8 protein-coding genes are annotated in these 14,657 nt (G+C 69.7%); 4 read left to right on the top strand and 4 right to left on the bottom strand.

Annotation, left to right across the window (positions count from 1 at the left end; translation table 11 throughout):
* Positions 1–557 precede the first annotated feature (557 nt).
* Together NHG27_RS15635 and NHG27_RS15630 are read right to left on the bottom strand one after the other, a co-directional pair.
* A complete protein-coding gene (locus NHG27_RS15635; protein WP_497016910.1) occupies positions 558–2,705 on the bottom strand; it encodes a DUF262 domain-containing protein in 2,148 nt (715 codons plus the stop codon).
* Between the two features lie 149 nt (positions 2,706–2,854).
* A complete protein-coding gene (locus NHG27_RS15630; RefSeq protein WP_497016909.1) occupies positions 2,855–3,472 on the bottom strand; it encodes a TetR/AcrR family transcriptional regulator in 618 nt (205 codons plus the stop codon).
* Positions 3,473–3,549: 77 nt separating this feature from the next.
* Between NHG27_RS15630 and NHG27_RS15625 the strand changes: the two genes are divergently transcribed.
* A complete protein-coding gene (locus tag NHG27_RS15625) occupies positions 3,550–6,027 on the top strand; it encodes a glycoside hydrolase family 3 C-terminal domain-containing protein (protein WP_497016908.1) in 2,478 nt (825 codons plus the stop codon).
* Positions 6,028–6,033: 6 nt separating this feature from the next.
* Entirely contained in the window at positions 6,034–8,775 is a 2,742-nt protein-coding gene (locus NHG27_RS15620; protein ID WP_497016907.1) for a glycoside hydrolase family 3 protein, read from the top strand.
* 86 nt (positions 8,776–8,861) lie between these two features.
* On the opposite strand, the gene NHG27_RS15615 is transcribed toward NHG27_RS15620, so the two are convergent.
* A complete protein-coding gene (locus NHG27_RS15615) occupies positions 8,862–10,187 on the bottom strand; it encodes a PP2C family protein-serine/threonine phosphatase (protein WP_497016906.1) in 1,326 nt (441 codons plus the stop codon).
* A 171-nt stretch (positions 10,188–10,358) separates the two neighbouring features.
* Positions 10,359–11,741 (bottom strand): MFS transporter, encoded by a 1,383-nt coding sequence (locus NHG27_RS15610; RefSeq protein WP_497016905.1) that lies wholly within the window; start codon positions 11,739–11,741, stop codon positions 10,359–10,361.
* Positions 11,742–11,930: 189 nt separating this feature from the next.
* Between NHG27_RS15610 and add the strand changes: the two genes are divergently transcribed.
* Both add and murA read left to right on the top strand, forming a co-directional pair.
* Entirely contained in the window at positions 11,931–12,968 is a 1,038-nt protein-coding gene (gene add / locus NHG27_RS15605; protein WP_193721485.1) for an adenosine deaminase, read from the top strand.
* A gap of 322 nt (positions 12,969–13,290) precedes the next feature.
* Positions 13,291–14,607, top strand: a complete 1,317-nt coding sequence (gene murA / locus NHG27_RS15600; protein WP_452490178.1) for a UDP-N-acetylglucosamine 1-carboxyvinyltransferase — start codon at positions 13,291–13,293, stop codon at positions 14,605–14,607.
* The last annotated feature ends 50 nt before the right edge of the window (positions 14,608–14,657 follow it).

The following is a 14,657-nucleotide window of genomic DNA, read 5'->3' as shown; positions in this document are numbered from 1 at the left end:
GCTTATCGAGCCAGTCGCCAACGACGGCGGCCCAGGTGGGGGTGCCGCAAGGTGCAGCACCTTGGAGCAGGCAGGGCGTCGAAGATCGCGGGGATGGTCAACAGGCGAAGGCGCAGCCGTTCTAGTTCCCACCGGCGGGCATCGTGGCCCGTCAGGACCAGCGTCTGCACCTTGGCGGTGAGGTCGCGCGCGAGCATCAGCAGGTCACGGTCGCCATCGCGCGAAATCACCGACAATGTCCGCAACGGCGCTAAGACCGGCTGTTAGGTAGAGAGTCCATCCGGGCGAAACTGAGGACATGGCCGAGGCTGATGCTGCTTGGCGAAGTGCCGACTATCGGAGCGGCGCGTAGGAATGGGCACGTGGCCCCCGACCTAGCACACGAACTGTGGGCTAATAATGATTCTGAGCCCCGGTCCCAGATGATCAACTCTTGATCTGGCCAAACGTCCCTTCAGAGCGGACGCGTTGTGACAGAGGCCCGGACCTGCAAAGTTCTCGCCGGTCCGGGCCCCCGATTCACAGGCACGGCGATGCGCTGAGGCGAAAGAACTCTTCTAGGCTCCGACCCGCTCGGCGATAGCAGTTCCATCGACGAACAAGCTCTTGTCGGCGGTCAGATCTACCGTCGAAGCTAGGACGCCGAGCGCAACCAAGTGCTCGCCGATTGCTGTAAGACCTTCGTCTCGCACCCAGGCGCGACGCGGGTCGGGGACGCCCTCGTCATTTAGGATTCGCTGGTGTTCCGTCGGACGAGCTAGGTCCAAGTAGGTGACGACGTCGTCGTAAGAGATCTCACAGGCCTCAGCCAGAGCATTCGCAGAGGTCCACTCAGCCCCCGTGAGTGCCGCGAGGGCCGCCTCAACAGCCGAGAGGTCGGGTGCAGTGGGGTCGCTCACGGTAGCGAGCGGACCGACCCAGATCTCAATCGCCTCGTCGATCAAGCGTCGCGAACGCTGCCGGATATTCTCGGGTAGCCAGTCGGTGGACTCAGCGATCTCGGTATTGAGGTGAAGTGTGCTACCGGAGAGAATCCCCTTTTTGCGGTCCAAGAACGAGTTCGATAGCCTCTGGTTGAGGCTCGTAAGTGTGCAGTTGCCGATCGTGTCCACTAGCTCCCGGTGGACCTGCTCGACGTCCTTGACTCCCGACTCGCGTAGATACGTGGACCACTGCGCATTGGGCTTTTGCGGCATGAAGTGCTCAAGGGTGAAATTGGCCGAGGTCCAGTCGATGTGGCCGTCCTGGGAGCGGTGTTCTTCTAGTCGTCGCAAGACGAAGTAACGCTGGGTTACTCGCTGAAACGCGGCGAACGTGGCGGTCCCGGCCTTGTCGCGTAGCTCGGCGTCCGTCGGCCAGTACTTTCCCGACTCTGATAGGAATCGGTGGAGTGCGTCGGCAACGTTCGGCTTGTCGAACGACGCGACCTGGCCCACTAGCGTCGTGAAGATGCGGTTGAGGTTGTTGGTCGGTGTGCCGATGAGCATTCGTCGCACCAGGAACGACTCGATCAGTGCCAAGCATTGACGGACTTCAGGCTCGCTCAGGTCGCCTGCCGCATGACGCACCAGTAGGTGGTGGGTCAGTGGCTGGTGAACATTCGAGCTCCACTCGTTCAGTCGACGTAGGGAGTTTGCTAGCCCGTCGTCCTTGGGCGCGGTTGCCGCGAGAAAGACTGTCTGACGCTGAAACAGGTCTTTCAGCGTCGCCGTGACTTCTTCCTCGGAGTGTTCGACGTCTTGCAGAATCTGTTGCCAATGCTCGTACACTGCCTCGGTCTTCACCTGCTCCAGACCGTTCCCGCGGCTCGCCAAGTCGACCCAAAGGAAGCGGCCAAAGCTGCGCCCGAGTGCGTCCTCCATTGGACGCCAGTATGTCTGATGGGCATCTTCGTGGCTATCTGGAAGCAGCATGAAGAAGTGGCTTCGCAGCTTGTCGACTTCGGAGAGTCCGACTCCCGTGCTGTTCAGTGTCTGAAAGATGCGGTGTGGATTGTCGCCTTCGCCCACCTCGATCTTCACCACGAGCAGGCCGTCGAGGATCGCCTGGCGGAGCTGGCTCGCGGCAGCGGATCCATGCACATCGAGTAGTCGGGATACCCTCTCGCGCATCCAGGTATAGGCGACATGGATGCGACCGGTTCCTCCGGCCCCGCCATCGATGAGGAGGTCGCGCATTCCTTCGGCGTCAGCGGCCTTGGGTAGGATCTTCAGGCGCCCATCGCTGGCCGCATACTTGTTTCTCAGAATTTGTTCGTCGATCGCTTCCCGAAGGACGGCCGAGGTAGTAGCGTCGCGCAGCGCAGCGAGCAGAACCACGATTGTCGTCAACCGCTGCTGGCCGTCAATGACGTCCCATCTCTTCGGCTGTTCGTCCGAAGAGACAGACGAATCCGCCTGTGCATTTATAACCAGGCTACCGAGGAAGTATGGACTCAGTGAGTTTCCATTTACGAGGGCGTCGAACTGACGCTCCACGGGCCTCCAAAGAGCGTTCCATTGTCCGGTCGACCACGCGTAGTCGCGTTGGTAGGCAGGGACTACGTACTGCTTCGTGCCTTCGAGGATCTCTCGCAGCTTGCTCTCGGTGCCTTTGATCGTTCGCTCCTTGCTCGTGCCGTTGTCGACGCAAGCTTCACCGGGGTGGGGCGGTGCGTCAAGGGGGAATCGGGTGAATCGGGAGCAAGGTGCAGGGGCTGCCACCATGAGGTACCGCGCTCAGGGGTTCTCCAGCCCATCGGTCACCTTGAAGAGCCTTCAGAATCCTGCACGTCCAACCCCGGACCCCGCTTTCCGGCCGCGGGCGCGCTCCGTCGTCGGGCATCTTCGGTGCCGCACCCAGCGGCCCACCGGCCCTACCCGATCCCGAACTCCCGCCGCAGCATCTCCCCGACCATCCCGGGGACGTCGACCGTCCCTGGGTGCAGCGCGTCGTAGACCTGGAGCCCTTCCCAGGTCGAGATGAAGAGTGCCGCGCGTTCCTCGGGCGAGGCGCCGGTGTCCGCGAGAACTCCGCGCTCGCGCTGCGACCGGATCATCCCGCCGACGATCGCGATGAGCATCTGGTGCCGCTGCTGGAGCACGGGCCGCGCGGGGTGCCCTTCGGTCCCCGCCTCGGCCGAGAGGGTCGAGAGGAGCTGCACGAGCCCGGGTGCTTCGCGGTTGCGTTCGGCGACGTGCACGAACCCGTCGGCGAGGTCCTCGGGCGTGAAGTCCGTGGGCATCTCGGGCGGCGCGTGCTGCGCGTCGTGCCACTCGATGACGGCCAGGAGCAGCGCGGTCTTGTTGCCGAAGTGGTGCAGGAGCGTCGAGTGGTCGACCCCGGCCTCGCGCGCGATGCCTCGCAGGGAGGCTCCGTAGAACCCCTTCTGGGCGAAGGCCTCGGCCGCGCGGGCGACGATCGACTGCTTGGTCGCTCGCCCGGTGGCGTATCCCTCGGGTCGCCCCGTGGGGGCTGGTTGCTGTGTGGTCACGACGATCCTCTCCGAGGTCAGAGGCTACCCTGCCGCGTAATTCCACCAAGTGGTGGAGGTTGGGCTATCCTGGCGCCGTGCTCACTCCTGACGCCCGACGACGTGCCCGTAGCGAGATGACCCTCACCGAGAAGGCATCGCTCACCTCAGGCGCGAACTTCTGGAACACCAAGCCGGTCGACCGGCTCGGCGTTCCCTCGATCATGCTCACCGACGGCCCGCACGGTCTGCGCAAGCAGGGCGGGGCGGCGGACCACCTCGGCCTCAACGCCAGCCTGCCCGCGACCTGCTTCCCGACCGCGGCCACGCTCGCCAACAGCTGGGACCCCGGCCTCGTCGAGCGCGTGGGCGAGGCCCTCGGCGCCGAGGCCGCCGCGGAGGACGTCAGCGTCCTGCTCGGCCCCGGCCTCAACATCAAGCGCAACCCGCTCGCGGGCCGCAACTTCGAGTACTTCTCCGAGGACCCGCTGCTCGCGGGCCGCCTCGCTGCGGCGCAGATCCGCGGCATCCAGTCCCGGGGCGTCGCCGCGAGCGCCAAGCATTTCGCGGTGAACAGCCAGGAGACGCACCGCATGTCGATGGACGAGGTCGTCGACGAGCGCGCGCTGCACGAGACCTACCTCGAGGCGTTCCGGATCGCGGTCACCGAGGGCCGGCCGTGGACCGTCATGAGCTCGTACAACAAGGTCAACGGGACCTACGCGAACGAGCACCGCGAGCTCCTCGACGAGATCCTGCGCAAGCGGTGGGGCTTCGACGGCCTGGTCGTGACCGACTGGGGCGGCAACAACGACCGCGTCTCCGGCCTGGTCGCGGGCAACGCGCTCGAGATGCCGTCGACCGACGGGGTGACCGACGCCGAGGTCGTGCGCGCGGTCGAGGAGGGGCGCCTCGACGAGGCGGTCCTCGACGCCCGCGTCGACGAGCTGCTCACGCTGATCGCGCGCACGGAGCGCGCCCGGGCGCAGGGACCCCGCACGCCCGACGGCGCCGCGCCGGTCGACCACGACGCGCACCACGCGCTCGCGGTCGAGGCGGCACGACGCTCGGTCGTCCTGCTGCGCAACGCGCGCGGGACCCTGCCGCTCGGGGCGCACTCGGGCCGCGTCGCGGTGATCGGTGACTTCGCGGCGAGCCCCCGGTACCAGGGGGCGGGCAGCTCGCTCGTGAACCCGACCCGGGTGGACGTCGCGCTCGACGCGCTGCGGGCGAGCGAGCTGGACGTCGTCGGCTACGAGCCTGGCTACGCACGCCGCGACGCGGGCCGGGGCGCGTGGGACTCGCCGTCGTCGGTGCGACGCCGGCGCAAGGCCGTCCGCCTCGCCGAGCGCGCCGACGTCGTGCTGCTCTTCCTGGGCCTGGACGAGTCGGCCGAGGCCGAGGGGGTCGACCGGACCCACATGCGCCTCGCGCGCAACCAGCTCGCCCTCACGCGCGAGCTGACGGCGCTCGGGATCCCGGTCGTGGTCGTCCTGGCCGGCGGTGCCCCCGTCGAGCTGCCGTTCGCCGAGCACGTCGACGCGATCGTGCACGGCTACCTCGCGGGCCAGGGCGGCGGGCAGGCGGTCGCCGACGTCCTGACCGGCGCGGTCGACCCGGCCGGTCGCCTCGCCGAGACGTACCCGCTGCGCTATGCGGACGTTCCGTCGTCGGCGACGTTCGGGCGGACCGAGGCGACGTCCGAGCACCGCGAGAGCATCTACGTCGGCTACCGCTACGCCGACAAGGTCGGCCTGCCCGTCCGCTACCCGTTCGGGCACGGGCTGAGCTACACCACGTTCGCGTACAGCGACCTGAAGGCGGGCCGGGAGCAGGTCACCGTCACGGTCACCAACACCGGGGACCGTGCAGGGACCGAGACCGTGCAGGTCTACGTCGAGGCGCCCAGCGCCGCGGAGGGCGCGTTCCGCGCGCCCCGCGAGCTCGCGGGCTTCGCGAAGGTCACGCTCGATGCGGGGGAGAGCGCGACCGTGACGGTCGACCTGGCCGAGCACGCGTTCCACGCCTACGACACGAGCAGCCACCGGTGGCGCACCGTGCCCGGCGCGTACACCGTCCTGGTGGGGGCGTCGTCGCGGGACGTCCGTCTGTCCGCGCCCGTCGAGGTCGACGGCGAGCCCTGGGCGATCGAGGCCGGTGAGCTGCCGCACTACGTCAGCGGGCAGGTGGACCGTGTCCCGGACGCCGAGTTCGCCGCGCTCCTGGGGCGGACGCCCCCGGCGCAGGACTGGCCCGTCGGGCGACCGCTCACGCGAGCCGACATCGTCGCGCAGGCGCGTGGCCGGGGCGGGTTCGGCGGCCTCCTGGTCGGGCTCATCGACGCGAGCGGCCGCCTCCTCATGGCGCTGGGGCGACCCCATGCGGCGAACAACACTCGTTTCGTCCTCGACCTGCCGTTCCGGTCGGCGTCGCGGATGAGCGCAGGCAAGGTCGACGAGGCGATGCTCGACGGCTTGCTGCTGATGGTCAACGGCCGGTTCTGGAGCGGCGTGCGCCGCCTGGTCCCGGCATGGCGTGCCCACGCGATGGCCGCGCGGGCTCCGAAGAAGGACTGAGAAGGAATGGCGACACGCACAGAGATCAAGCGGGACGCCGTCGCGCGCGCACAGGAGCTGCGCGCGGCCCGGCGGACCCGGCGCGCCGAGCTGAAGGCGATGGCGCCGCAGGACCGCAAGGAAGCCAAGGCGGCCGACAAGCGCGCTGCCCGGGAGGCACGGAAGTCCGAGAAGGCCGAGCGCACCGCAGCGCGCGCCGGGATGACCCGGGCCGAGCGCCGGGAGGACAGGCGTCGGGCACGCATCAACCGCAAGGTCGAGCACCGTCCACGACGCGCGGTCGGGTGGGGCGTCACGGCCGTGGCCGTGGTCGCGATCGGGGCGCTGGTCGCACCGTTCGCGTCCTCGTTCGGGCGCCTCATGTCGATCGAGTACGACTCCTCCACGGCTGAGGGCAAGGCGGCGCGGGCGCACGCGGCCCAGGTGTCGGAGGACATCTCCGACGAGGGCATCGTCCTGCTCAAGAACGAGGGCGACGTCCTGCCGCTGACGGACGACACCCTCAACGTCTTCAGCTTCGCGTCGTTCAACCTCATCCTCGGGGGCGGCGGGTCCGGCGGCAGCAACCAGTCGCAGGCCGTGACCTTCTACGACGCGCTCGCCGACCAGGGGATCGCGGTCAACCCCGAGCTCAAGGCGACCATGGAGGAGGCGGGCGCCGCGACCGAGACGGGCGGCGGCAACGGCCTCCTGCAGATCGCGAGCTCCATGCTGAGCCCGGCCGAGGGCGAGCCCGCCCCCGACTACCTCACCGACGACGTCATGGCCCAGGCCGCCGAGTACTCCGGGACCGCGCTCGTCGTCATCGGCAACGACGGTGTCGAGGGGTCGGACATGACCCCCGAGCAGCTGCGCCTGACCGACGAGCAGCGCGAGCTGTTCGACGTCGTCACCGGGACGTTCGACGACGTCGTGGTCGTGGTGAACTCCGGCAACCAGATGGAGCTCGGCTTCCTCGACGACTACCCGCAGATCAAGTCCGCGGTGTGGATCGGCACACCAGGTCCCCGCGGCGCGGTCTCGCTCGCCAAGGTGCTGGCCGGTGAGGTGAACCCGTCCGGGCGCCTGACCGACACGTACGCCTACGACGTGACGAGCGCCCCGGCGATCGCCAACGTCGGTGACTTCGACTACGCCGACGTCAAGCGCTCCTACCTCGACTACGAGGAGAGCATCTACGTCGGCTACCGCTACTACGAGACGCGGTACGCGGGCGACGAGGCGGGCTACGCGCAGGCCGTCCAGTTCCCGTTCGGGCACGGCCTGAGCTACACCACGTTCCAGCACGAGGCCTCCGGGCCCCGGGTCGACGCCGAGACCGCGAGCATCGACGTCACCGTGACCAACACGGGAGACGTCGCGGGCAAGGACGTCGTGCAGGTGTACTTCTCCGCGCCCTGGACCCCGGGCGGCATCGAGAAGTCCGCGATCGAGCTCGCGGGGTACGCCAAGACCGGGATGCTCGAGCCCGGCCGGTCCGAGACCGTGACCGTCACGTTCGACGTGCGCGACATGGCCTCCTGGGACACCGAGGGCCACGGCGCGTACCTGCTCGAGGCCGGGACCTACCAGATCTCGGTGCGCGCCGACGTCCACACCCCGGTCGCGTCCTTCGACCACGTCGTGGCCGAGGACGTCGTCTACGACACCGACGCCGACACGGGCGCCGAGCTGACCAACCGTTTCGACTACGTCGAGGGCGACCTCACGTACCTCTCGCGCGACGACTGGGAGGGCACGTTCCCGCGGGCGCCCGAGGCAGGAGCGACGGCCTCGGACGAGCTGCTCGCGCGCATGGACCCGGAGATCGTGCCGGCTGCGGGCGAGGCCCCGACCTACGGGGCCGACAACGGCCTGGTCCTGGCCGACCTCGCGGGTCTCGACCGCGACGACCCGCAGTGGGAGGAGTTCCTCGACCAGCTCACGCTCGACGAGCAGATCGACCTCTTCGCCAAGGGCGCGTACCGCACGCACGAGGTCGAGCGGCTCGGCATCCCCGCCATGGACCTGCTCGACGGTCCGGCCGGCCTGAACTCTCTGTTCAGCTCGCTCGAGGCAGCCGCCTACCCGACGCAGATCGTCGTGGCCTCGACGTGGAACGACGAGCTCGCGTACGCGCTGGGCGAGTCCGTGGGCACCGAGGCGAACGCCTACGGGATCGAGGGCTGGTACGCCCCGGGCATGAACCTGCACCGGTCGGCCCTGGGCGGGCGCGACTTCGAGTACTTCTCGGAGGACCCGTACCTGTCGGGCACGATGTCCGCCGCGATGGTCTCCGGCGCGGAGAGCAAGGGCGTCCTGACGTTCATGAAGCACTTCGCGCTCAACGAGCAGGAGGTCAACGCCCGCACGGGCGTGAACGTGTTCGTCGACGAGCAGGCCCTGCGCGAGCTGTACCTCAAGCCGTTCGAGATCACGGTCAAGGAGGCCGACCCGACCGGCGCGATGAGCTCGTTCATCAACATGGGCGGCGTGTGGGCCGGTGCCAACGAGCAGCTCCTGCAGGACGTGCTCCGCGGCGAGTGGGGCTTCGAGGGCGTCGTCTCGACCGACGCGGTGCTCGGCTCCTGGATGGATCCTGGTCTCGCGGCCCGCTACGGCAACGACCTCATGCTCGCGATGCTGCCGGGGTCCGACAAGGCGACGAAGGCCGCTGTCGAGGAGGACCCGGTGGGGGTGGGCAACGCCCTGCGGGACCGTGTCCACACGGTCCTCTACACCACGCTGCAGACGAACCTGTTCGACTGACGCGGTCCGCGAGGCGGAGGGCGAGCGTCGAGGGAGAGGCCTCCGGGCCCCTCCCTCGGAAGCAGCCCTCCGCCTCGCGGCGTCTTCTACCTCGCGGCGTCTCCGGAGGGCAGCACCTCGACGGCCACGAGCGCGATGTCGTCCTCGCTCGCCTGGGGGACCAGGCGTGCGAGCAGGGCGTCGACGAGGCCCTCGCGGGACGACCGCGCGATCTCCTCGACGACGAGCGGGAACCGCCGGAGCGCGTCCCGCAGGCGTTCCCCGCGCCGCTCGATCAGGCCGTCGGTGTACAGGAGCAGGACGTCGCCCGGGTGCAGGAGGGCCGTGTGGTCGGAGCGACGGGAGTCGGTGCCGACGCCGAGCAGGCGGTCGTTGTGGCGCTCCAGCAGCTCGGCGTGGCCGTCTGCCCGGAGCAGGACGGGCGGGAGGTGCCCTGCGCAGGCCCAGGTGAGCTCGCGGTCGCCCGCCGGCCCCGCGCGCCCGATCCGTGCCGCGGCGACCGTGGCCACGGCCGCGACCCGCAGGCCCTTGGTGGTGCGCTCGGTCCGGTCGAGGATCGCTGCCGGCGACTCGTCGGAGTCGTAGGCGATGCCGCGCATCACCCCCCGGAGCTGGCCCATGGTGGCAGCGGCGGACACGTCGTGCCCGACGACGTCGCCGACCACGATGAACGCGCACCCGCACGACAGCTCGAACGCGTCGTACCAGTCGCCCCCGACGTGGATCTCGCGCGACGCAGGCCGGTAGCGGACGTCGATGCGCAGGCCGTCGGGCTGCACGGGCGGGGTGAGGATCGAGTCCTGGAGCTGCAGGGCGGCGCGCCGCTCGCGGTCGAGGCTCTCCTGGAACCGGCCGACGGTCGACCCCAGGTGCAGGGCGTGGTCGACCACGGCCGTGCCCCAGCCGACGTGGTCGTCGGCCGCCGCCTGCTGCGAGCAGTGCACGATGTCCGTGACGTCCTCGGCGCGGTGCACCAGGGCGGAGACCCGGCCGCTCGCGTCGAAGACGGGGATGTTCGTCATGAGCCAGTGCCGCTCGACCCACGTCCCGGGGAGGTCTCCCGGGACGTCGATGCGCAGGGGTTCGAGCAGGTCGATCCGACCGGTCTGCAGCACGTGGCGCAGCGACGCGACGACACGGTCGACCCGGCCCTCGTCGTCGGGGTTGAAGGTGAAGCCGTCGTTGAGCGGACGCCCGACGAGCGAGGTCGCGGGCAGCCCGAGCATCTCGAGGTAGGCGTCGTTGACGTCGAGCACGGTCAGGTCCGGCGCCAGCAGGACCTTGGGCGCGGAGAGGGCCGCGAAGACGGCCCGGTAGTCGGGCGCCACCAGCGTCGTCTGCGGGTCGCGGTCGCGGGGGCGTCTCGGGCTCGTGGCGGACCGCCGGGCGGGCGGGGGCCGATCGTTCGTCACGCCGTTCGCCTTGTCCGCCATAGGATCGCCTCTCCCCGGAGCCCCTGCCTCCAGCATGGCCGAGTGGGCGCGATCCCGCAGGAGCGCGCGCCGGGCGGGGCCCGCCGGGATGCCCGACGGCGGAGCGCGCCTCCCGGGAGACGCGCTCCGCCGTCGGGCACCGGGGGAGCGTCAGCGCACGTTGTCCGTGTAGTCCACGTCCTTGGTCTCCTTGCTCAGCAGCAGCGCGACGAGCGTGAGGACGGACATGGCCGACAGGTAGACCCCGACCAGGACGGGGGAGCCGTCGGCCCGCTCCCAGAGCGCGACCGCGATGAACGGCGCGACGGCCGCGCCCAGGATCGACGACAGGTTGTAGGCGATCGCCGAGCCGGTGTAGCGGACGTTGGCGGGGAAGAGCTCGGGCAGGATCGCGGCCATGGGCCCGAACGTCAGGCCCATGAGCGTGAACCCCACGACCAGGAGCGCCATGACCCCGACCGTGCCCCCCGCGAACAACGGCACGAACAGGGCGCCGAACGCGATGATCGCGACCGTCGTCCACACGAGGTGCTTGCGGCGGCCGAACCTCTCGGCCAGCGGCCCGGACACGAGCGTGAAGATCCCGAAGAACACGACGCCGACGATGAGCATCACGAGGAAGTCCGTGCGCTCGTACCCGAGGCCGGGGGCGCCCTCGGCCGCGGGGTCGGAGGACGCCGTGCCGAACGTCAGCGTGAAGGTCGTCATGAGGTAGAACAGCACGTACGTCGCGAGCATGATGAACGTGCCGAGCACGATCTGGCGCCACGAGCTGCGGAAGACCTGCGCCACGGGAAGCTTGGCGACCGAGCCGGTCTCGACGACCTTCTGGAACGCGGGCGTCTCGACGAGACGCAGCCGCACCCACAGGCCCACGACCACGAGGAGCGCGCTCGCGAGGAACGGCACGCGCCAGCCCCACGCCGCGAACTGGGCGTCGGTCAGCGTCTCGGCGAGGACCAGGAACGTCGTGTTGGCGAGGATGAAGCCGATCGGGGCGCCGAGCTGGGGGAACGTGCCCCAGACGGCGCGCTTGCCCGCAGGGGCGTTCTCGGTCGCGAGCAGGGCCGCACCGCTCCACTCGCCGCCCAGCCCGAGGCCCTGGCAGAACCGCATGAGGACGAGCAGCGCGGGCGCGAGCACGGACCAGCCGGGGGTGCTCGAGGGCGGCAGGAGGCCGATGAGGAACGTCGCGACGCCCATGGTCAGCAGCGAGGCGACGAGCGTGCCCTTGCGGCCGACGCGGTCGCCGTAGTGGCCGAACACGATGGACCCGAGGGGACGGGCGACGAACGCGACGCCGAACACGGCGAACGAGGCGAGGAGCTGGGACGTGCCGCCGTCGAGCGCGGAGAAGAAGACGGCCGGGAAGACGAGGACCGCGGCGGTCGCGTAGACGTAGAAGTCGTAGAACTCGATCGAGGTGCCGATGAGGCTCGCGAAGATCACGCGCCCCTTGCTGTTGGCGGGCGCGTCGGGACCGGCCGGCGTCGCGTCGGGCTCGGCGGTCGAGTGTGGTGCCGTTGTGGTCACGGGAGGGCTCCTGGTGCGGGGGTCGGGAAGCAGCGGGGAGGGCTCTCTGCACGAGGGACCTACCACCCGGTAACTTCGTGTCCACGGTAAGGACCCGGACCACATGGCGAGGCGGCCGTCTCGCGATGTGATCACGGCAGCCGGGGCGCAAGGCATGATGGGAGGACGACCCCCACCTGAAGGAGAACCATGCCCCTGCCCACCCAGCCGACCCTGGACTTCGTCACCGGGCTCCCCAAGGCCGAGCTCCACCTGCACCTCGAGGGCACCCTCGAGCCGGACCTCAAGCTGCGCCTCGCGGAGCGCAACGGCGTCGACATCGGCCAGAGCACGGTCGAGGACGTCCAGGCGACGTACCGGTTCACCGACCTCACGAGCTTCCTCGCGGTGTACTACCCGGCCATGGACGTCCTGCAGACCGAGGACGACTTCTTCGAGCTGGCCCACGCGTACCTCCTGCGCGCGGCAGCGAACGGCGTCAAGCACGCGGAGATGTTCTTCGACCCGCAGGCGCACACGGCACGCGGCGTCCCGTTCGAGGCCGTCGTCAAGGGCTACCACCGGGCCGCAGCGGCCGCGGCCGACTTCGGCGTCGACGCCGACCTGATCATGTGCTTCCTGCGCGACCTGTCGGCCGAGAGCGCCGCCGAGACGCTCGAGGCGTCGGTGCCGTTCAAGGACCTGATCCTGGGCGTCGGCCTCGACTCCGACGAGCGCGGCAACCCGCCCGAGAAGTTCGCGGGCGTCTTCGCCCGGGCGCGCGACCTCGGCTACCGCCTGACGATGCACTGCGACATCGACCAGGTCGGCAGCATCGACAACATCCGCACCGTCCTGGAGACGATCGGTGTCGACCGCATCGACCACGGCACCAACATCGTCGAGGACCCCGCGCTCGTCGCGGAGGTCAAGGCCCGCGGGATCGGCCTGACGAGCTGCCCCGTGTCCAACAGCTTCGTGACGGACGACATGAAGGCCGCAGAGGTCGCCCAGCTCCTGCGCGACGGCGTCAAGATCACGATCAACTCCGACGACCCGGCCTACTTCGGCGGGTACGTGGCCGACAACTACGCGGCCGTCGCCGCCAAGGCCGGCCTCACGCCCGAGGAGGTCGTGACGCTCGCGAAGAACTCGTTCGAGGCGTCCTGGATCGACGAGGACCGTCGCGCGGCCTACCTCGCGGAGATCGACCGCTACGTCGAGCAGTACGAGCCGACCGAGGCCTGACCGGCCGCAGGTGCCCGACGGCGGAGCGCGCCTCGTGCGCGGACCGCACCGACGCCGTCGGGCACCCCGGGCGGGCCGGGCACCCGCCGCGGTGCCCGGCAGCGCCCGGTGTCGCAGAGCACCGCCCGGTGGGTGAATAATCTTCCGATGCCCTGCGTTGGGGACGGGGAGCGCTGCGCCGGGACACGGCGCGACGTGCGCCGACAGGGGCGGCGCACGGACTGACTCGATCAGTTGTCCATCAGTTGTCCATCAGATGCCCTCGGACATCCGTCCGAACGGGCATCGAACCGACCGACGAGAGCTAGGCGACGACGACCACATGAACGATCTGCTGTACGTCAACGGCGGCACCCCGCTCAACGGGACCATCACCGTGCGGGGGGCGAAGAACTTCGTCTCCAAGGCGATGGTGGCCTCCCTGCTCGGCGAAGGACCGAGCGTGCTGCGCAACGTGCCCCAGATCCGCGACGTCGGCGTCGTGACGGGGCTCCTCGAGCTGCACGGCGTCAAGGTCGTCGCGGACGAGGTCGCAGGCACGCTGCACCTGGACCCGACCGACGTCGAGTCGGCGCACGTCGCGGACATCGACGCGCACGCCGGGTCGAGCCGCATCCCGATCCTCTTCTGCGGGCCGCTGCTGCACCGCCTGGGCGAGGCCTTCATCCCCGACCTGGGCGGGTGCCGGATCGGCGACCGCCCCATCAACTACCACCTCGACATCCTGCGCCAGTTCGGCGCCGTGGTGGACAAGCGCGAGCAGGGCATCCACATCCGCGCCCCGCGGCGCCTCCAGGGCACCAAGATCTCCCTGCCCTACCCGAGCGTCGGCGCGACCGAGCAGCTCCTGCTCACCGCGGTGCGCGCCGAGGGCATCACCGAGCTCTCGGGCGCAGCGATCGAGCCCGAGATCATGGACCTCATCGCCGTCCTGCAGAAGATGGGCGCGATCATCTCGGTCGACACCGACCGCGTGATCCGCATCGAGGGCGTCGACAAGCTCATGGGCTACCAGCACACCGCGCTGGGCGACCGCATCGAAGCGGCCTCCTGGGGGTCGGCGGCCCTCGCGACGGGCGGCGACATCACCGTCAAGGGCGCGACCCAGCCGGAGATGATGACGTTCCTCAACACCTTCCGCAAGGTCGGCGGCGAGTTCGAGGTCCAGGAGGACGGCATCCGGTTCTACCACCCGGGCGGCGACCTCAACGCGATCGTGCTCGAGACGGCCGTGCACCCGGGCTTCATGACGGACTGGCAGCAGCCCCTCGTCGTCGCGCTCACGCAGGCCAAGGGCCTGTCGATCGTGCACGAGACGGTCTACGAGAACCGCTTCGGGTTCACCGACGCGCTGCGCGGCATGGGCGCGACCATCCAGGTCTACAAGGAGTGCCTGGGTGGGCTGCCGTGCCGGTTCGGGCAGCGCAACTTCCACCACTCGGCCGTCATCTCCGGCCCCACGCCGCTGTCCGCCGCGGACATCGAGGTCCCCGACCTGCGCGGCGGGTTCAGCCACCTCATCGCGGCGCTCGCGGCCAAGGGCACCTCGACCGTGCGCGGCATCGGCCTGATCGACCGTGGCTACGAGTACTTCCAGGACAAGCTCGACGCGCTGGGCGCGGACGTCAGCCGAGGCTGACCCGGCCCCGCCCACGAGCGGTCGGACCGACGGGCGCGGTGCGTGCACGA

Source organism: Oerskovia sp. 140933, from assembly GCF_059651515.1.
Note: the sequence above shows the minus strand (reverse complement) of the source record. Positions and strands in the feature narration are given on the sequence as shown.